Source organism: Streptomyces lydicus (assembly GCF_000717345.1).
GTDB lineage: Bacteria > Actinomycetota > Actinomycetes > Streptomycetales > Streptomycetaceae > Streptomyces > Streptomyces lydicus.
Map to the genome: position 1 here is coordinate 120,597 of NZ_JNZA01000017.1, position 18,783 is coordinate 139,379.

General features: G+C 73.2%; 21 protein-coding genes and 1 pseudogene. 15 read left to right on the top strand and 7 right to left on the bottom strand.

Annotated elements, in window-relative coordinates; all coding sequences use genetic code 11:
• The first annotated feature begins 16 nt into the window (after positions 1-16).
• The 7 genes from OO62_RS18645 to OO62_RS18675 all read left to right on the top strand — a co-directional run bounded on the left by OO62_RS18645 (position 17) and on the right by OO62_RS18675 (position 5,320).
• Entirely contained in the window at positions 17-1,135 is a 1,119-nt protein-coding gene (locus OO62_RS18645; RefSeq protein WP_033268575.1) for a SchA/CurD-like domain-containing protein, read from the top strand.
• Between the two features lie 68 nt (positions 1,136-1,203).
• Positions 1,204-1,638, top strand: coding sequence for a cupin domain-containing protein (locus OO62_RS18650; protein WP_033268576.1), 435 nt, complete (start codon positions 1,204-1,206; stop codon positions 1,636-1,638).
• Positions 1,635-2,903 carry a beta-ketoacyl-[acyl-carrier-protein] synthase family protein gene (locus OO62_RS18655; protein ID WP_033268577.1) on the top strand — a complete coding sequence of 423 codons (1,269 nt, stop codon included), beginning with the start codon at positions 1,635-1,637 and terminating at the stop codon, positions 2,901-2,903. The genes OO62_RS18650 and OO62_RS18655 overlap by 4 nt, the downstream gene beginning before the upstream one ends.
• Positions 2,900-4,150, top strand: a complete 1,251-nt coding sequence (locus OO62_RS18660) for a ketosynthase chain-length factor (RefSeq protein WP_033268578.1) — start codon at positions 2,900-2,902, stop codon at positions 4,148-4,150. The genes OO62_RS18655 and OO62_RS18660 overlap by 4 nt, the downstream gene beginning before the upstream one ends.
• Positions 4,151-4,165: 15 nt before the next feature.
• A complete protein-coding gene (locus tag OO62_RS18665; RefSeq protein WP_033268579.1) occupies positions 4,166-4,456 on the top strand; it encodes an acyl carrier protein in 291 nt (96 codons plus the stop codon).
• A 1-nt stretch (position 4,457) separates the two neighbouring features.
• On the top strand, positions 4,458-4,931 hold the full coding sequence (locus tag OO62_RS18670) for an SRPBCC family protein (protein WP_033268580.1): 474 nt from the start codon (positions 4,458-4,460) through the stop codon (positions 4,929-4,931).
• 56 nt (positions 4,932-4,987) lie between these two features.
• Positions 4,988-5,320, top strand: a complete 333-nt coding sequence (locus OO62_RS18675) for a TcmI family type II polyketide cyclase (protein ID WP_033268581.1) — start codon at positions 4,988-4,990, stop codon at positions 5,318-5,320.
• Positions 5,321-5,450: 130 nt separating this feature from the next.
• Here the strand turns inward: OO62_RS18675 and OO62_RS18680 are convergent, their stop codons facing one another.
• The 3 genes from OO62_RS18680 to OO62_RS18695 form a co-directional block, all read right to left on the bottom strand.
• Entirely contained in the window at positions 5,451-6,479 is a 1,029-nt protein-coding gene (locus tag OO62_RS18680) for a methyltransferase (protein WP_033268582.1), read from the bottom strand.
• 25 nt (positions 6,480-6,504) lie between these two features.
• Positions 6,505-7,566 carry a right-handed parallel beta-helix repeat-containing protein gene (locus OO62_RS18685; protein WP_033268583.1) on the bottom strand — a complete coding sequence of 354 codons (1,062 nt, stop codon included), beginning with the start codon at positions 7,564-7,566 and terminating at the stop codon, positions 6,505-6,507.
• A 469-nt stretch (positions 7,567-8,035) separates the two neighbouring features.
• Positions 8,036-8,836, bottom strand: coding sequence for a TetR/AcrR family transcriptional regulator (locus OO62_RS18695; protein WP_033268585.1), 801 nt, complete (start codon positions 8,834-8,836; stop codon positions 8,036-8,038).
• Positions 8,837-8,939: 103 nt separating this feature from the next.
• On the opposite strand from OO62_RS18695, the gene OO62_RS18700 reads away from it, so the two are divergent.
• Positions 8,940-9,830, top strand: a complete 891-nt coding sequence (locus OO62_RS18700) for a siderophore-interacting protein (protein ID WP_033268586.1) — start codon at positions 8,940-8,942, stop codon at positions 9,828-9,830.
• A gap of 19 nt (positions 9,831-9,849) precedes the next feature.
• On the opposite strand, the gene OO62_RS18705 is transcribed toward OO62_RS18700, so the two are convergent.
• Positions 9,850-10,224, bottom strand: coding sequence for a VOC family protein (locus OO62_RS18705; RefSeq protein WP_033268587.1), 375 nt, complete (start codon positions 10,222-10,224; stop codon positions 9,850-9,852).
• Positions 10,225-10,590: 366 nt separating this feature from the next.
• Between OO62_RS18705 and OO62_RS18710 the strand changes: the two genes are divergently transcribed.
• A complete protein-coding gene (locus OO62_RS18710) occupies positions 10,591-10,989 on the top strand; it encodes a hypothetical protein (RefSeq protein WP_033268588.1) in 399 nt (132 codons plus the stop codon).
• Between the two features lie 19 nt (positions 10,990-11,008).
• On the opposite strand, the gene OO62_RS18715 is transcribed toward OO62_RS18710, so the two are convergent.
• Positions 11,009-11,806, bottom strand: coding sequence for a CDP-alcohol phosphatidyltransferase family protein (locus OO62_RS18715; RefSeq protein WP_033268589.1), 798 nt, complete (start codon positions 11,804-11,806; stop codon positions 11,009-11,011).
• Positions 11,807-11,915: 109 nt separating this feature from the next.
• Here OO62_RS18715 and OO62_RS18720 point away from each other — a divergent pair, with 109 nt between their 5' ends.
• From OO62_RS18720 to OO62_RS40215, 5 genes are all read left to right on the top strand, one after another.
• Complete coding sequence (locus tag OO62_RS18720; RefSeq protein WP_033268590.1) at positions 11,916-12,905, top strand: zinc-dependent alcohol dehydrogenase; 990 nt, start codon at positions 11,916-11,918, stop codon at positions 12,903-12,905.
• A gap of 110 nt (positions 12,906-13,015) precedes the next feature.
• Positions 13,016-13,414, top strand: coding sequence for a 6-pyruvoyl trahydropterin synthase family protein (locus OO62_RS18725; protein WP_033268591.1), 399 nt, complete (start codon positions 13,016-13,018; stop codon positions 13,412-13,414).
• Positions 13,415-13,446: 32 nt separating this feature from the next.
• Positions 13,447-14,532, top strand: a complete 1,086-nt coding sequence (locus OO62_RS18730; RefSeq protein WP_078617245.1) for a glycosyltransferase family 4 protein — start codon at positions 13,447-13,449, stop codon at positions 14,530-14,532.
• The gene (locus tag OO62_RS39965) at positions 14,529-15,374 is read left to right on the top strand and encodes a class I SAM-dependent methyltransferase (protein ID WP_033268593.1); all 846 of its coding nucleotides are present in this window, start codon (positions 14,529-14,531) and stop codon (positions 15,372-15,374) included. The genes OO62_RS18730 and OO62_RS39965 overlap by 4 nt, the downstream gene beginning before the upstream one ends.
• Positions 15,302-16,381, top strand: coding sequence for a lysylphosphatidylglycerol synthase transmembrane domain-containing protein (locus tag OO62_RS40215; protein ID WP_428835911.1), 1,080 nt, complete (start codon positions 15,302-15,304; stop codon positions 16,379-16,381). The genes OO62_RS39965 and OO62_RS40215 overlap by 73 nt, the downstream gene beginning before the upstream one ends.
• Before the next feature lie 105 nt (positions 16,382-16,486).
• Here OO62_RS40215 and OO62_RS18745 read toward each other — a convergent pair.
• Positions 16,487-17,143: pseudogene (locus tag OO62_RS18745) on the bottom strand (RibD family protein); the annotation flags it as partial.
• Positions 17,124-17,903, bottom strand: coding sequence for a creatininase family protein (locus OO62_RS18750; protein ID WP_033268594.1), 780 nt, complete (start codon positions 17,901-17,903; stop codon positions 17,124-17,126). The pseudogene OO62_RS18745 and the gene OO62_RS18750, both read right to left, overlap by 20 nt.
• 188 nt (positions 17,904-18,091) lie before the next feature.
• Between OO62_RS18750 and ribA the strand changes: the two genes are divergently transcribed.
• Positions 18,092-18,700: a GTP cyclohydrolase II gene (ribA, locus tag OO62_RS18755; RefSeq protein WP_063739030.1), complete on the top strand. Its 609-nt coding sequence runs from the start codon at positions 18,092-18,094 to the stop codon at positions 18,698-18,700.
• The last annotated feature ends 83 nt before the right edge of the window (positions 18,701-18,783 follow it).

The window sequence follows — 18,783 nt, forward strand, 5'->3', positions numbered from 1 at the left end:
AGGAGATGCGTAGACGATGACAACGCTGTCGGAACGAATATCCCAGTCAGCCTTCGACGGCTCACGGCTTCGGGTCGTGCTGCTCCTGGACCTCCACGAAGGAGCCCAGCAGCGCTTCCTGGAAGCCTACGAGCACCTGCGCAACCAGGTCGCGTCCGTCCCCGGGCACATCACCGACCAGCTGTGCCAGTCCATCGAGAACCCCTCGCAGTGGCTCATCACCAGCGAGTGGGAGAGCGCCCCGCCGTTCCTCGCCTGGGTCAACAGCGAGGAGCACGTCAAGATGGTGCAGCCGCTGCACTCCTGCGTCCGTGACACCCGCTCGCTGCGCTTCAGCGTCCTGCGGGAGACCTCCAACGTCGCCGCGCTCGCGCCCGAGCCCCCCAAGGGCCGGCTGCAGGCGAACCCCCGCGTCGGTGACGGTGTGGTCCGGCACGCGCTGACCTTCACCGTGAAGCCCGGCAGCGAGGACAAGGTCGCCGAGATCCTCGCCGGCTACACCTCCCCGGAGGCCCGCGTCGACGACACCACCCGGCTGCGCCGCACCTCCCTGTTCATGCACGGCAACCGCGTGGTGCGCGCCGTCGAGGTGCAGGGCGACCTGGTCGCCGCGCTGCGGCACATTTCCCGCCAGCCCGAGATCCGGGCCGTCGAGGAGGCCATCAACCCGTATCTGGAGCAGGACCGCGACCTGAGCGATCCCAACTCCGCGCGGGTCTTCTTCACCCGGGCCGCACTGCCCGCGGTGCACCACGTCGCCGCGCACGGCAAGCAGCCCACGGGCGTACGGCGGCACGCGCTGTACTACCCCGCCAAGGAGGGCTGCGGTATGGCGCTGGCCAGGATGCTGGCCCGTCAGGACGAGCTGGCCGCCGACGACCCGGCGTGCCCGGTCGCCGGCAGCACGATCTTCCAGCGCGACGACATCGTCGTCCGGCTCATCGATCTGCGGATCCCCCTCGACAGCGACCCCATGCTGTCGCTCGGTGTGCGCGGCCCCCGCAAGACGGCCGTACTGCGGCGTCTGCTCGACACCGGCGCGGCCGGTCCGCTGTCCAACGACCGGGAGTTCGCGAGTTTCCTGTCGCGCTCCGACATGGCCCTGATCACCGATCGCCGGGCCCCGGACGCCTGACCGCACCCGGTCCGCAGCAGGACCCACCCCACTCAACCGCCGGCTTCACGCCCCTGGAGGAATCAGCCATGACCACGGACCGCCCACGCATCGTGGACCTCAGCGAGACCCAGCCCAACCGCCGGCGCGGAGGTGATCTGCGCGCCATGCTGACGCCCAGCGCGGTGGGCGCCACGAGCGGCTTCATGGGCATGGCACTCGTCCAGCCCGGCGAGCGCATCGGCGAGCACTACCACCCGTACTCCGAGGAGTTCGTCTACGTCGTCCAGGGCGCGCTCGAAGTGGACCTGGACGGCGAGGCGTACCCGCTGCGCCCGGACCAGGGGCTGCTGATTCCCCCCTATATGCGGCACCGGTTCCGCAACGTGGGGGACGTCGAGGCCCGGATGGTCTTCCACCTCGGTCCGCTGGCGCCGCGCCCCGAGCTGGGCCACGTCGACACCGAGGGCACCCAGGAGAGCACCCCGGCCGCCCCGCCCGAACGCACGGAGCCGGTGTCATGACCCGCCGCGTGGCGGTCACCGGCGTCGGGATCGTCGCGCCCGGCGGTGTGGGAGTACCCGCCTTCTGGGACCTGCTGTCCGCCGGCCGTACGGCGACCCGTGGCATCACCCTCTTCAACCCCGAGGGTTTCCGCTCACGCATCGCCGCCGAGTGCGACTTCGATCCGCGCGCCCACGGGCTGAGCGAGGAGCAGATCGCCCGCTCGGACCGGTACGTGCAGTTCGCCCTGGTCGCCGCCGACGAGGCACTGCGCGACGCCGGCCTGGACACCGGAAAGGAAGACCCCTGGCGCATCGGTGTGTCCCTGGGCACCGCGGTCGGTGGCACCACGCGGCTGGAGCACGACTACGTCGCCGTCAGCAACCACGGGCAGCGCTGGGACGTCGACCACCGGCCGGCCGGCCGCTACCTGGAGCGGGCGTTCTCCCCGAGCTCGCTCGCCTCCGCGGTGGCCGAACAGGTCGGTGCGCACGGCCCGGTGCAGACCGTCTCCACGGGCTGCACCTCCGGCCTCGACGCCATCGGGTACGCCTTCCAGTCCATCGAGGAGGGCCGGGTCGACGTCTGCGTCGCCGGCGCCTCGGACTCGCCGATCTCCCCGATCACGGTGGCCTGCTTCGACGCCATCAAGGCCACCTCCGCGAACAACGACGACCCCGCCCACGCCTCCCGGCCGTTCGACGCGCACCGCGACGGATTCGTCATGGGGGAGGGCGGCGCCGTGCTCGTCCTGGAGGAGCTGGAGCACGCCCGGGCGCGTGGCGCGACGGTGCACTGCGAGATCCGCGGCTACGCCACCTTCGGCAACGCGTACCACATGACCGGGCTGACCCAGGAGGGCCTGGAGATGGCCGAGGCGATCAACCGCGCGCTCGGCCACGCCAAGGTCGACGCCACCCAGGTCGACTACGTCAACGCCCACGGTTCGGGCACCCAGCAGAACGACCGGCACGAGACCGCCGCGGTGAAGCGGTCGCTGGGCAAACACGCCTACAACGTGCCGATGAGCTCCATCAAATCCATGGTGGGCCACTCGCTCGGCGCGATCGGCGCCATCGAGATCGTCGCCTGCGTGCTGGCACTGACCCACCAGGTCGTGCCGCCGACGGCGAACTACGAGACCCCGGACCCGGAGTGCGACCTGGACTACGTGCCCAGAACGGCACGGGAGTTGCCGCTGCGCTCGGTGCTGTCGGTCGGCAGCGGCTTCGGCGGATTCCAGTCAGCGGTGGTACTGACCCGACAGGGCGGGAGGGCAGGATGAGATCCCCCAAGGAAAGACGCTCGGTCGTCACCGGCATCGGCGTCATCGCCCCCAACGGGGTGAGCACCGAGTCGTTCTGGAAGGCGACCGTGGAGGGCGTCAGCGTCCTGGACCGGGTGACCCGCGACGGGTGCGAGCACCTGCCGCTCAAGGTCGCCGGCGAGGTGCGCGGCTTCGACCCGGCGGAACTGATCGAGGAGCGCTACCTCGTCCAGACCGACCGGTTCACGCACTTCGCCATGGCGGCGGCCAACCTCGCGCTGGACGACGCCCGGCTCGGCCGTGCCGACTACGCCGACTCGCCGTTCGCGGTGGGCGTCGTGACGGCGGCCGGCTCGGGCGGCGGCGAGTTCGGCCAGCGGGAGCTGCAACGGCTCTGGGGCCAGGGCTCCCGGTACGTCGGCCCGTACCAGTCCATCGCCTGGTTCTACGCGGCCAGCACCGGACAGATCTCCATCCGCGGCGGCTTCAAGGGCCCCTGCGGAGTGGTCGCCAGCGACGAGGCGGGCGGCCTGGACGCCCTGGCGCACGCCTGCCGCACCATCCGGCGTGGCACCGACGCCGTCGTCGTGGGCGCCGCGGAGGCGCCGCTGGCCCCCTACTCGGTGGTCTGCCAGCTCGGTTACGAGGACCTGAGCAGCCTGGACGACCCGGTGCGGGCCTACCGCCCGTTCACCCGTGACGCCTGCGGATTCGTGCCCGCCGAGGGCGGCGCGATGCTGGTCGTCGAGGAGGCCGCGGCGGCCGAGAGCCGCGGCGCCACCCCCCGGGCCGTGCTCCTCGGACATGCCGCGACCTTCACCGGGGCCTCGCGGTGGGAGGAGTCCCGCGCGGGACTCGCCCACGCGATCCGCGGTGCGCTGTCGGACGCGCGGTGTGCCCCGGAGGAGATTGACGTGGTGTTCGCGGACGCGCTCGGTGTCCCCTCGGCCGACCGGGCCGAGGCGCTGGCGCTCGCGGACGCCCTGGGCCGGCACGCCGACCGGGTTCCGGTGACCGCACCCAAGACCGGTACCGGGCGGGCGTACTGCGGTGCTCCCGTCCTGGACCTCGCGGCCGCGGTGCTCGCCATGGAGAACGGCGTGGTGCCGCCCACCCCCAACGTCGTCGACGTCTGCCATGACCTTGACGTGGTGACCGGCCGGGCCCGGCCCGCCGAGTTGCGGACGGCGCTGGTGCTGAGCCGGGGGCTGATGGGTTCGAACGCGGCAATGGTGCTGCGGCAGGGCCCGACGCCCCCCTCGTGAGAAGGAGAACCGCACATGACCGCTCAACTGACGCTCAACGAGCTGGCGGCGCTGATGAAGTCGGCCGCCGGCCTCACCGTCGACCCGAAGGACCTGGCCAACCGCGCCGACATGTCCTTCGCCGAGTTCGGCCTCGACTCGCTGGGGCTGCTCGGGATCGTGGGCGAGCTGGAGAACCGGCACGGCCGGCCGATGCCGACCGATGCGGAGCGCTGCAAGACGCCGCGCGACTTCCTCGACCTCGTCAACACGAACAACGACCGTGCCAACGCCGACAAGGCGACCGTGCCTACGACAGGAGCTTGAGATGCCCGGCCACACCGAGAACGACATCACCATCGCGGCGCCCCTCGACCTCGTCTGGGACCTCACCAACGACATCGAGAACTGGCCGAAGCTGTTCAGCGAGTACGCCTCCGTCGAGGTGCTCTCCCGGGAGGGCGACAAGACCACCTTCCGGCTGACGATGCACCCGGACGAGAACGGCACCGTCTGGAGCTGGGTCTCCGAGCGCGTGATGGACCGCGCCAACCGCACGGTCCGCGCCCGCCGCGTGGAGACCGGCCCGTTCGAGCACATGGACATCCACTGGAAGTACGCCGAGATCCCGGGCGGCACCTCGATGCACTGGACCCAGGACTTCGCGATGAAGCCCTCGGCGCCGGTGGACGACAAGGGGATGACCGAGCTCATCAACCGCAACTCCCGGATCCAGATGGAGCTCATCCGGGACAAGATCGAGCAGCGGGACCGCGAGATGCGTTCCGCCGTCGTCAACTGACCGGACGCGGCGCCGCGTTCGGACCCCGGTCCGGCGGCAACGAAGGGAACTTCCCGATGCATCACGCTCTGATCGTCGCGCGCATGAAACCCGGTTCGGCTCCGGACATCGCGGAGGTCTTCGAGACCTCCGACCGTACGGAACTGCCGCACCTGGTCGGCGTCAAGCGGCGGACCCTCTTCCAGTTCGGTGACGTGTATCTGCACCTCATCGAATCCGACCGGCCGCCGGGGCCGGAGATCGCCAAGGTCACCGAACACCCCGAGTTCCGCGCGGTGAGCGACAAGCTGTCCGCTTTCGTCAGCGCGTACGACCCGGAGACCTGGCGCAGCCCCAAGGACGCGATGGCCCACCAGTTCTATCGCTGGGAGCGCGACGGCAGCGGCTGACGCGCGGGCGGGGCCGGGGCGATCCTCCGGTTCACGCGCCCGCCCGGGAACGGGCATGGCCGCCCGGCGAGGAGAAGCCTCCTCACCGGGCGGTCCGCCGTTCCCGGGCGGGGTCACAGCACGGCCTTCGTCACGCCGGGACGGTGCATTCGAAGGCGTGCAGATACGGGTTGACCTCCAGGATGGCGCCGACCTCCAGCCCGGCCTCGCCCATCCGGCCGACCAGGCTCGCCTTGGAGTGCTTGGCGCCGCCGACGTTGAGCAGCAGCAGCAGGTCCATGGCGGTGGTGAACCTCATCGAGGGACTGTCGTCGACGATGTTCTCGATGATCACCACGCGGGCGCCGGGACGGGCGGCCTTGAGGACGTTGGCCAGCGTCCGGCGGGTGCTCTCGTCGTCCCACTCCAGGATGTTCTTGATGATGTAGACGTCGGCCTGGACGGGGATCTCCTCGCGGCAGTCGCCCGGCACGATCTGGACCCGCGAGGCGAGCGCGCCGCCGTCGCGCAGCCGGGGGTCCGGGTTCGCCACGACCGTGGGCAGGTCGAGGAGCGTGCCCTTGAGTCCCGGGTGCTTCTCCAGCAGGCTGGCGAGGACGTGGCCCTGGCCGCCGCCGATGTCCGCCACCGACGACGCCCCGGAGAGGTCGAGCAGCTTGGCGACGTCCTCGGCCGACTGCTTGCTGGAGGTGGTCATGGCCCGGTCGAAGACCTGGGCCGACTCCCGTGCGTCCTCGTGGAGGTACTCGAAGAAGCCCTTGCCGTACAGCTCGGGGAAGACGCTGCGGCCCGTGCGGACCGCTTCGTCGAGCCGCGGCCAGGCGTCCCAGGTCCATGGCTCGGTGCACCACAACGCGATGTACCGCAGGCTGTTGGGGGCGTCCTCGCGCAGCATCCGGGACATCTCGGTGTGGACGTACTTCCCGTCGTCGGTCTCCGCGAAGATCCCGTAGCAGGACAGTGCGCGCAGCAGCCGCTCCAGCGGCCGCGGCTCGGCGTGCACCGCGGTGGCCAGCTCCTGCGCGGTGGCGGGCCGGTCGTCGAGCGCGTCCGCGACGCCGAGGCGCGCCGCGGCCCGTACGGCCGCGGCGCACGCGGCTCCGAAGACGAGCTCCCGCAGCCGCATCGCCGACTGGGGGGTGGGACTTACGGTGGTCATTCCGCCTCTATTCTCCCGTGGGAAGTCAGCACAGACCGGCCGGCTTCGAGGTCCGGCACACATTGCGGATGAATCGGTTCCCCTTGCCTGCGGCGTCCTTGTTGAGCAGGTCCGCGGGCTTGTTGCGCAGCACGACGTTGTCGACGATGACATTGCGTTCGTTCAGCGCGTTGACGAAGCTGTGGAACAGGACGACACCGCCGGACAGCGGGGACCTGCCGATGTTGTCCTTGATCAGGTTGTGCCGCACCAGCGCCCGCTCGGTGCCGGTGAGGACGATGCCGGAGCCCTGAATGAAGGGCAGCCGGCTGCTCGCGGGGCAGTGCTTGTTGTTCCGGGAGATGTCGTTGTCCCGTACGGTCAGCGCGCCGGCCCGGGGGCGCGACTCGTCGCCGACGATGAAGATCCCGCCGCAGTTCCCGGTCATGGTGTTGTGGCTGACCGTCAGGTTCCTGACCCGCCGGACCGTGACCCCGATCCGGTTGCGGGTGAGGCGGTTCTGGCTGATCAGTGCACCGCGGGTGTCGGTGGCCCCGCCCTCCTCCTTGACCGTGTTGGCGAGGAAGATGCCCGAGTCGCCGTTGCCGGTGACGTAGTTGTCCCGGATCACGCCGCGGGTGGACTTCTCCTGCGCGATGCCCCACACGCCGTTTCTGCGGGCGGTCACCTCGTGTACGGACATCCGGTCGGTGCCGGACGCCCAGATGCCGTTCCGTTTGAAGCCCTCGACGGTCAGCGAGCGGATGCTGACGTCCCGGAGGGGACGCTTGCCGCGGCTGAGGACGCAGATGCCGTTGCCGCCCTGCCCGCAGGCGTTCTCCGCCCGGGTGCGGGGCGGCGTGATCACGGTCTTCTTGCCCGCGCCGACGAGCCGCAGCCGGGACTTGTCGATCAGCACGCTCTCGCGGTAGACCCCCGGTCGCAGGACGATCGTGTCGCCCGGCCGTGCCCTGTCCACCGCACGCTGGATCGATTCGCCCGGGCGGACGACGTGCCGGCCCTCGGAGTCGTGGGGGGCGGCCGCGCCCAGTCCGCCGGCCAGCACCACCGCGACGCAACCCATGTATTTCATCTGTCGTAGCGCCATGAGGCGAAGCTATGGGCGATCATCACCGCTCGCCACACGGAGTGAGCCGATGACGACGGTGTGTGCAGCCGCCAGCTTTCGACACGCCGTCAACTTCGCTGCCCGGCCACCCACCGGGCGACCCATCAGGCCCGGTCAGCGGGGGCGGGAGGGGGCTGGTCGCGGGTGTCGCCCGGGTCGCCGGACGGCGGACACCCGTCCGGCCCCGCCTCAGCCGACCGGGTATCGGACGGTGTGCCGGGCCGGCCGTCGCGGACGGCGTCCGACGGGGCATCAGCCGGCGCCTCCGGCCCCGCCTCGATGAGGAACGCCGCGAGGCTGGTGGGCAGGAACCACGGTCGGACGCGGAAGACGGTCATGGACGATCAACGCACGGAGTCGGCCCGACGACACCCGTTCGCGGCCGGTGCGCCCGCTTCATCACCCCAACGGCCGTCGCCGGCCGGGCCGCTGCGGCCCTGGGGCCCGTTCAGCGGGCCCGCGCGACCGCCGCTTCGATGCCGTCCAGCACGACCCCGAGCCCCACCTCGAAGGTGGTGCGCGCCTCGCGCTCCAGATACGGCACGGCGTCGTCCGTGACCGGCGCGGCGCCCTCGGTCTCCAGGCCGACCAGGAGCGGGAAGCGCTCCGCGAAGTCGGGGGCCACTTCCGCCAGCACCCCGGACCGGGCCGGCCACCACTCCTCGTCGGACACCCCGGTCGACGCGGCGGCCAGCCGCGACTCCGCGACGGTCTGCACGGCGCCCCGCACGAAGTGGGTCAGCGTCCCCACCACCCGCCGCAGCACCGCCGGGCTCAGCTCCGTGGCGTACAGCACGCGCAGCAGCGCCTCCATGGCGCGGTACTCGTTCGGGCCGAGCACCGGCCGGGCCTGGGAGACCTGCAGCACCCAGGGGTGGCGCAGGGAGAACGCCCAGGTGTCCTCGGCCCAGGAGGTCAGCGCGGCCCGCCAGCCCGCCGTGAGGTCGTAGTCCGCCGGGAGCTCGGCGAGCACCTGGTCGTACATCAGGTCCACCAGCTCGCCCTTGCCGGGGACGTAGGTGTAGAGCGCCATCGCGGTGCGCCCCAGGCGCTCGCCGACGGCGCGCATGGACAGGGCCGCCATGCCCTCGGCGTCGGCGACGGCGATCCCGGCGTCGACGACGACGTCCACGCTCAGCGCCGGCCTGGGGCCCGGCCCGCGCTTCGCGTCCGTCCCGCGCCCACCCTCCGTGCGCCACAGCAGCGCCATCGAACGGCGGGGGTCGCCCTGGCCGGCGAATACCACCACTTGCAGTCTCCTTACGCCATAAAGTAATGTTCCCGCGCTAACTCTTTACGGTGTAAGGATATCAGTCCGCATCCCGAACTCCGCTTCTCCCGAGGAGGATCCGATGGCGGCCGTGCCCGTCGCGCTCATCCACGTCACCGACGTACAGCGGCTCACCCCGCACATGGTCCGGATCGGCTTCGCCGGGGACGGCCTGGACGACTTCCCCACCTGGCCGGACCAGCAGCTCAAGCTGCTGTTCCCCAGGCCCGGCCAGCTCGCGCCCCTACTGCCCGACGTGCCCGCGGACGGCGACCAGATGCGCTGGTACCAGGCGTTCCTCGCCCTCCCCGAGGACGAACGGCCGTGGCTGCGCAGCTATACGGTGCGCTCCTACGACCCCGTTCGGCAGCGGATCACCGTCGACTTCGTGCTGCACGGCTCCGCACCGGCGGACGATCCGGCGAGCGGCCCGGCGACCCGGTGGGCGGCCACCGCGAAGACCGGCGACACCCTCGCCCGCTACGGCCCGTCGGCGCTCTACGCCCGCCCGCTGCCGCTCGGCACCGCGGACTGGCTGCTGCTGGCCGGCGACGAGACGGCGCTGCCGGCCATCGGCTCTCTCGTCGAGGCGCTGCCGCCCGGCACCCGCGCGCTGGCCTGCGTGGAGGTCGCCGACGCGGCGGAGGAGCAGCACCTGACCACAGAGGCGGACCTCACCGTGCACTGGGTGCACCGCGACGGCGCCCCGCCCGGGTCCGGCGACGCACTGCCGGCGGCCGTCCGCGCGCTGACCTTCCCGGCCGGCGCACCCTTCGCCTGGCTGGCCGGCGAGGCGGGCACGGTGCGTACGCTGCGCCGCCACCTCGTCGAGGAACGCGGCATCGACAAGCGGCAGATCGACTTCACCGGCTACTGGCGCGCGCGGCTCTCCCAGGACGACGCCCCCACCGAGGCGGACCTCGCCGAGGCGCGGGAGCGGGTCGAGGACGCCGCCCGCGCCCGGCGGGACTGAAGCCTGAGGGGGCGTCGGATCAGCGTGCCCGCTCCGCCGCGCTGCGCTCCACGCAGAACTCGTTGCCCTCGGGGTCGGTCATCGTCGCCCACCCCGTGCCGTCCGGCCGGCGGTGGTCGGCCACCAGGGTCGCGCCCAGCGCCAGCAGCCGCTCGACCTCCTCGTCCCGGCTCCGGTCCTGCGGCTGGAGATCCAGATGCACCCGGTTCTTGACGGTCTTGGCGTCCGGCACGGAGAGGAACAGCAGCGCCCCGCCCGCGGAGGTGACGGTGGCCTCCGGATCGCCCGGGAAGTCGTCCTCGGCCAGCGAGCCGTCCAGCGCCTCCGCCCAGAAGCGCGCCAGGCGGTAGGCGTCGGTGCAGTCGATCGTGACGTGACGTATCAGTGAAGTCATGCGCGTCACTATGGGATTGGCGACCGGTCCTGTCCACGGGATGCCCGGCTCGCGCCGCCTTCCCGTACGGCGGCCGGGCGTCGTCCTCGCGGCAGGCGCCGGAGGCCATTTCGCCCATGGCCATTCAAGTGGCCCACCCTCGTCGTCTAGAGTTGTGGAAATCCGCAATTCAACAGATGACGCGAGGGCCGGGCGGCCTGGACGCGGAGGACATGCGTGGGCGGTTTCGCTGATTCGGCAGGGCAACGGATGCGCACGGCGGTCAGGGCACAGCGGAGCGGGGCGCAGGTGCCGCGCCGGGCCGGCACGGTACCGGCCCGGACCGGGGCCGGCGTGGTGCCGGCGGCCGTAGCCGGGTGAGGGCGGATGTCCGGCGCACCGCGACGTAAGGGACCGCCGCCCTGGCGGGCGGTCCGCTCCCGCACCTGCATACCCACCTCCTCCGGGCCGGGCGTCACCCGCCCCTGCCGGGGCCGCCCACCGGGGCGGGGACCCCTGCGCGGAGCCCGCGGTCACGGCCGCGGCTGCCCGGAGACCTTCGCCCGGCACCGCACCCCGCCGCGCTGCGGAGTCCGCCGGATCCGTACGACCGCCGTCCGTCCGGGCGCCCAACTCGCGCGGCTGCCCGCCACGGTGCTGCTGACCCAGCCGGCACGCACCCCGCGCAGCCTGTGGCGGCAGGTGCTGCTCGCCGTGGTCGTCACGAACCTCGTGCTGGTCTTCCTTGCCCTGGTCGTCTACCTCGGGCGGCACGCGGGGACCTGACGGAGCCCCGGCCCACGGATCAGGACCGGACGGACAGGCCCCGGCCCTCCCCGGCGACCGGAGCGCGCACCGCCGCACCGTCCCGGCCGGCGCCCTCGTCGGGCCGCGCCCTGACCCGCCACAGCCAGGCGATGTCCCGGCCGAACGACCAGGCCAGCAGCGCCAGCGCCACGGCCACCGCGGCCGCCGCCGACGCCCGGGGCAGGATCCCGGCGCCGGCCACCACGAGCACGATGCCCTGCAGCGCCGCCACCGTCTTGCGGGCCATGCTGTGCGGCAGCGCGCCGCGCAGCCACGGCAGCACCCAGGACGCCGCGACGAACGCGTACCGCATCAGGCCGATCGCCAGCACCCAGGCGCCCAGCGGCACCGCGACGTGCACGCAGAGCACCAGGATGAGGAACGCGTCGACCTCCATGTCGAAGCGTGCCCCCAGCGCGGTCGCGGTACCGGTGCGCCGGGCCACCTGCCCGTCGACCGCGTCCAGGATCAGCGCGACGGTCGCCAGCGCGACCAGCACTGCGACCGGCGGCCGCCGCTCGAAGGAGTCCGCCACCAGGGCGGTCACCCCGCCGACCAGGATCGTCCGGGCCAGGGTGACGCGGTTCGCGGGGCCGAACGCCCCGGTCCACGACCGGCGCAGCGCGAGGGTCAGCACCACCCAGGTGACCACCGCGAACGCGGAGCCCGTCAGCCACCCCGTGGTGCCCATGCCGACCGCCCGGCAGAGCACCTCCAGCACCAGCAGCTGCACGCCCATCCCCGCCGTGGTGTCCGGTGCGAACGGCCTTGTGTCGTAGCGCTCTTGTACGGCCACCGTGCCTCCCTGGACTTGTGGCGCTGTCGTGGGGCGCCGCGTATGGTGTCGGCGTCCTCATGATCCCCAGCATCAACGAACCCCCGCCGTAGCGTCCAGGAGGATCCCGATGCCGCGCGTCGCTTGTGCCTTTTGGCTAAGCGCTCCAGGTCGGGGCGCGATCCGTACGGTGCCGCTGCCGGCGCCCGGCCCCGACGAGGTGCTGGTGCGCACGCTCTGCTCCGGGGTGAGCCGCGGCACCGAGACCCTGGTCTTCCGCGGCGGTGTGCCCGAGAGCCAGCACGAGGTGATGCGCGCGCCCTTCCAGGAGGGCGACTTCCCCGCGCCGGTCAAGTACGGCTACCTCAACGTCGGCGTCGTCGAGGAGGGACCGCCCGCGCTGCGCGGCCGCACCGTCTTCTGCCTCTATCCGCACCAGACGCACTACGTCGTCCCGGCGAGCGCCGTCACTCCCGTACCGGACGCCGTGCCCGCCGCCCGCGCGGTGCTGGCGGGCACGGTGGAGACCGCGGTGAACGCCCTGTGGGACGCCGCGCCGCTGGTGGGAGACCGGATCGCGGTGATCGGCGCGGGCATGGTCGGCTGCAGCGTCGCCGCCCTGCTCGCCCGCTACCCCGCGGTGCGGGTGCAGTTGGTCGACGCCGACCCGGCGCGCGCGGCCACCGCCGCGGCGCTGGGCGTCGACTTCGCGCTGCCCGGGGACGCCCGGGGCGACTGCGATCTCGTGGTGCACGCCAGCGCCACCGAGGAGGGCCTGGCCCGCGCGCTGGAACTGCTCGCTCCGGAGGGCACCGTCCTCGAACTGAGCTGGTACGGCGACCGGCGGGTCAGCCTGCCGCTGGGGGAGGCGTTCCACTCCCGCCGGCTGGTCGTCCGCAGCAGCCAGGTGGGGGCCGTCTCGCCGGCCCGGCGGGCCCGCCGCAGCTACGCCGACCGGCTCGCGCTCGCCCTCGAACTCCTCGCCGACCCCGCCTTCGACGCGCTGGTCACCGGCGAATCAGCCTTCGAGGACCTGCCGTCGGTGCTGCCCCGGCTCGCCTCCGGCGACCTGCCGGCGCTCTGCCACCGCATCCGGTACGCGCCCCCGGACGGCTCGTAGGAGCGCCCGGAGGCACCCCCGGAAACCGGCCGGAACCACGAGCCACGACCCCTCACCGACACCCCCGCCGCCACTCGCACTGAGACCGACATCACACCGGAGGAACGCCCGTGTTCAGCATCACCGTCCGCGATCACCTGATGGTCGCGCACAGCTTCCGGGGCGCCGTCTTCGGGCCCGCACAGCGTCTGCACGGCGCGACCTTCATCGTGGACGCCACCTTCCGCCGCCCGGAGCTGGACGCGGACAACATCGTCGTCGACATCGGTCTGGCCACCCAGGAACTCGGCGGAGTGGTCGGTGAGTTGAACTACCGCAATCTCGACGACGAGCCGGCCTTCGCCGGCACCAACACCTCGACCGAGGCCCTCGCCAAGGTCATCGCCGACCGGCTCGCCGAGCGCGTCCACGCCGGCAACCTCGGCGAGAGCGCCCGCGAACTGACCGGCATATCGGTCACCTTGCATGAATCGCACATCGCCTGGGCGACCTACGAGCGCACTCTGTGACGCACACCGGCGCCGGCCCGGCAGTCGACCGGATGGTGCACGTCCTGCTGCCCGGCGGGGTCGACGACCCGACGGCGCCCAGCGGCGGCAACCACTACGACCTGCGGGTCTGCCGCGACCTCCCGGCGACGGGCTGGCGGGTGCGCCGCTGCGCGCTGCCCGGCGACTGGCCCCGGCCGGACCCCGAGGACGGCGCGGAACTGGCCCGCCGGCTGGCGGCGCTGCCCGACGGCGCGGTGGTCCTGTGCGACGGCCTGGTCGCCTGCGGCGTACCCGAGATCGTCGTCCCCGAGGCCGCACGCCTGCGGCTCGCCGTCCTGGTCCATCTGCCGCTGGGCGACGAGACCGGGCTCGACGCCGGGACGGCCGCGGAGCTGGACGCCCGCGAACGCCGCACCCTGCGGGCCGCGTCCGCGGTGGTGGCCACCGGCGAAGGGGCCGCCCGCCGGCTCGTCGCCCACCACGGGCTGGCCGCCGAGCGCGTCCACGTCGCCCGGCCGGGAACCGACCCGGCGCCCCTCGCACCCGGCACCGACGGACGCGGCGCGCTGCTGTGCGTCGCCTCGCTCACCCCGCGCAAGGGGCAGCACCGGCTGATCGACGCCCTGGCGAGCGTCACCGACGCGCCCTGGAGCTGCACCTTCGTCGGCGGGCCCGGCCGCGACCGGACGTACCCGGACCAACTGCGCAGCCAGGTCGCCGCGTTCGGCCTCGACGACCGCACCGTCTTCACCGGGCCGCTCGCCGGCCCCGACCTGGAAGCCCGCTACGAGGCCGCCGACCTGCTGGTCCTGCCGTCGTACACGGAGACCTACGGCATGGTCGTCACTGAGGCGCTGGCGCGCGGAATCCCGGTGCTGGCGACGGCCGTCGACGGCGTACCCGAAGCGCTCGGGCGGGCCCCCGACGGCAGCCTGCCGGGCCTGCTCGTACCGTCCGACCCGCCGACGGCGCTGGCCGGGGCGCTGCGCGACTGGCTCGATGGACCGCAACTGCGTGACCGGCTGAGGAAATCGGCGCGCGACCGGCGTGCCATGCTGGAGGAGTGGGAGATGACGTCGCACAGTCTGGCCGAAGCGCTGGAACGGCTTCGGCACGCACCCCGGAGCGCCCGATGAACGCGGTGGGCAGCCCTCGATTCGCCCCGCGCTGGCTGGAGTTGCGCGAGCGCGCCGACGCCGCGGCCCGCGCGCCCGAGCTGCTGCGCCCGCTGCAGGCGTGGCTGGCCGCGCGGACCGGGCCGCCCGGCCTGGTGATCCGCGACCTGGGCTGTGGCACCGGCTCGATGGCGCGCTGGCTGACCGTCCGGCTGCCCGGCCCGCAGCGCTGGGTCCTCCACGACCACGACCCCGACCTGCTCGCCCTCGCCGGCACGCGCATGCCCGGAACGGCCGCCGACGGCACGCCCGTCACCGCCACCACCGCGACCGGCGACCTGGCCGCGCTCACCGCCGCCGACCTCGCCGGCACCTCGCTGGTCACCGCCTCGGCGCTGCTCGATCTGCTGACCGTCGCGGAGGTGGAGGCGCTGGCCGAGGCGTGTACCCGGGCCGGCGTCCCGGCGCTGCTGGCGCTCTCCGTCGCCGGCCGGGTCGAACTGACCCCGGCCGACCCGCTCGACGAGGCACTGACCGACGCCTTCAACGCGCACCAGCGCCGCACCGACCAGGGCCGGGCGCTGCTCGGCCCGGACGCGGTGGCGGCGGCCGTCATGGCCTTCGAGCGGCGGGGCGCGCGGGTCCAGGTCAAGCCGAGCACCTGGCGGCTGGGGTGTGCGGAGTCCGCGCTGATCGCCGAATGGCTGCACGGCTGGGTCGGCGCCGCGCAGGCCCAGTGCCCGGAGCTGACACCGGCGGCCGCGGCGTATCTGAGCCGGCGCCTCCAGGAGTGCGCGGCGGGGGAGTTGCAGGTTGCGGTGCACCACACCGATCTGCTGGCACTGCCCGGGGGCGGCGGGTGAACCGCCCCGGCTGGGGGGCCGGCCTGCGGATGCTCGCGGGCGTGGGCATCCTGGCCGCGCTGGTCCAGCACCTGGGCTCGGCCGCCTTCCTGGAGGGCGTGCGCAGGATCGACCCCGGCACGCTCCTGGCGGCGCTCGGCATCGGCCTGCTGACCACGGTCTTCAGCGCCTGGCGCTGGTGCCTGGTGGCCCGCGGCCTGGGCCTGCGGCTCCCGTTGGGACCGGCCGTGGCGGACTACTACCGGGCACTGTTCCTGAACGCGGCGCTGCCCGGCGGCGTGTTGGGCGACGTCCACCGCGCGGTCCGGCACGGCCGCTCCGCAGGCGACCTCGGCCGGGGCGTCCGCGCGGTGATACTGGAGCGCGCAGCGGGTCAGTTGGTGCTGCTCGTGGCCGGGGCGGGGGTGCTCGTCCTCCGGCCGTCGCCGGTGCTGGCGCCGGTCGCCCACCTGCTCGCCTCGCCCGCCGTGGCGCTGCCCGCCGCCGCGGCGGTGCCGGCGGCCCTCGCCGCCGGGTGGTGGCTGCGCCGGCACCGGGGCGCCTCGCGCGGCGAACGCGCCCTGCGCACGGTGCTGTCCGAGGCCCGCCGGGGCCTGCTCGGCCGGGACGTCTGGCCCGGCGTCGCGCTCTCCTCCGTCGTGGTGCTCGCCGGCTACCTCGCGATGTTCGTGCTGGCCGCCCGCGTCGCCGGCGCCACCGCACCCACCGCCGAGCTGGTACCGCTGGTGGTGCTGGCGCTGCTCGCGATGGCGCTACCGCTGAACATCGGCGGCTGGGGGCCCCGTGAGGGCGTCGCCGCCTGGGCCTTCGGCGCCGCCGGACTGGGCGCGGCGCAGGGACTGACCAGCGCCGTGGTCTACGGCGTCCTCGCCTTCGCCGCGAGCCTCCCGGGCGCCGCGGTGCTGCTCGTGCGACGCCTCGCCCAGCCAGGCGTCACCGACCGCCCGCAGGTCCAGCTCGAAAAGCGTGTCCTCGCCGAGCAGGGCGCGCCGCAGCGGCGGGCGTAGCGCCTCGCGCATCACCGGCGTACCGGCGAACCGCAGCCCGGGGACGCCGTCGCCGAGCAGCACCGGCGCCACGGTGAGATAGAGCCGGTCCAGCGCCCGCTCCCGCAGGAACCGCGACACCGTGACGCCACCGCCCTCGACCAGCACCCGGCCCAGCCCGCGCCGCGCCAGCACCTGGAGCAGCCGCCCCGGTGCGAACGCGGCCGGGTCCGGCAGGACGAGCACCTCCACCCCGGCGCCCACGTCGGCCCGCCGCGCGGCCGCCGCGTCCGCCCCGACCACCCACAGCGTGGGCGCGGCCCCGTCGGTGAACACGCCCCGGCCCAGCGGCACCCGGCCCCGCGGATCGAGCACCACCCGCACCGGGTTGTCGCCCGCACAGGCGCGCACGGTCAGCCGAGGGTCGTCCGCCACCGCCGTCCCGGCCCCGACGACCACCGCGTCGGCGAGCGCCCGCAGCCGGTGCAGGTGGCGGCGGTCGGCCGGCCCGGTGACGTAGTCGGCGTCGCCGGTACGGGTCGCTATGAAGCCGTCCAGACTCTGCCCGAGCTGCGCGAACGCGATCCGCGGCCCGGCCAGGCACAGCGGCAGATAGCGCTCGACGAGTTCGGCCACCTCGGGCGACCGGGCCCGTTCCCCGCCGGTCCCGGCGTCGCCGTCCGGCCCCAGTCCGGCGGCCCGGGCCTCGTCCGCCGTACGGATCTCCCGCAGCCGCTCCCAGGCCGTCGCGGCGTCCAGCACCTCAGTCCTCCGCGCGGGCATCGTCCCGGCCTCCGGTTTCCGCCCGCACCGCGAACAGCGCGGCGTATTCCCCGAATGCCTCGACCAGACCGGCCAGCAATTCACGGCCCTTTGCGGCGGAGGCGCGCGACGGCCGGCCGATGACCCCGGATGCGGTATAGGCCGACATTCCCAGCGTCAGCAGATGCTTCCGGTCATCGGCGTCGCAATCCGCCGATTCATAGCCGTCCCTGACCAATTCGGGGTGGGCGTGCAGCAGAATCGAGGTCTCGACCTCTCCGGCGTGCATATCGCTGTGCGCGGGTGTCCGCACGCCGGCCCGGTCGCGTGCCGCGTCCCAGTCGCCCGGGCCCGGGAAGAGTGCCATCCGTACGCCGCTTCCCGCGGATTCCTGCACCACATTGCGCAGTACGTAATTCCCGCCGTGGCCGTTGACCAGAATCAGCGTGCCGATGCCGGACCGGCGCAGCGAGGCGGCGATGTCGGTGACGATCGCGTGGAGGGTCCGCGCCGAAATGCTGACGGTCCCCGGCCAGTCCGCGTGCTCCTGCGAACAGGACACGGTCAGCGGCGGCAGCAGCTGGACCGGGTGCGCGGCGGCCAACTCCCGGGCGACGGTGCAGGCGATCACGGTGTCGGTGGTCAACGGCAGGTGGGCACCGTGCTGTTCGAAGCTGCCGATGGGCAGCAGCGCCATCAGCGGGCGTCGGGCCCGTACGTCCTCGGTGGTGTCGGCCGGCAACAGGCCGGTGCCCGCGGTCGGTTGTCCCGGAGCGGTCATGGTGTGCTGCCGCCTTTCGTTGCCGGCGCTGTGCTGCAGGGGCCTCGCAGCATACTTGTTGCCATTCTGAGTGATCTCTGCCCATCGATTCCCCGCGCGGGTACCATCGCGCCATGACCGACCCCGACGATGTTGCCGGCACCGGCCGCGACGTGGCCGTCGCATTCGATGACGCCCAGAAACCTTACGTGGAACGGGTGGTGGAGGTCCGGCTGCCCACCACGTACGGCGAATTCCTGGCGGTCGGCTATCTCGACCTTCGCAGTGGAATCGAGCAAGTCGTGCTGGTCCACGGTGAGGTGGCCGGAACGGCCGTGCTGACCCGGGTGCATTCGGAATGCCTGACCGGTGATGTGTTCTCCTCCACGCACTGTGAATGCGGTGACCAATTGTCCGCCGCACTGCGCGCGATCGTGGCGGCCGGGCGGGGCGTGCTGGTCTATCTCCAGGGCCACGAGGGCCGGGGGATCGGGCTGCTGGCCAAGCTCCGGGCGATGAAGCTCCAGGAGGAGGGGCTGGACACGGTCGAGGCGAACATCGCGCTCGGGCTGCCGGTCGACGCCCGCGAGTACCGCGTCGCGGCGGAGATGCTGCGGGACCTCGGGGTGCGGTCCGTGCGCCTGCTGTCCAACAATCCGCGCAAGCGGGCGGCGCTGCTGCGGCACGGCATCGCGGTCGCCGAGCAGGTGCCGCTACTGATGGAGCCGCGGGCGGAGAACATCCGCTACCTGCGGGCCAAACGCGAGCGGCTCGACCACGACCTGCCGCACCTGGACGGCCTCCACGGCCTGAGCTGACCCGGTCCGGTGCGGTCCGCCCCGGCGGGTGGCGTCCCGCTGACCGCGGGTGAGCGCGGAGGCTGACCGGAACGCTTCAAAAT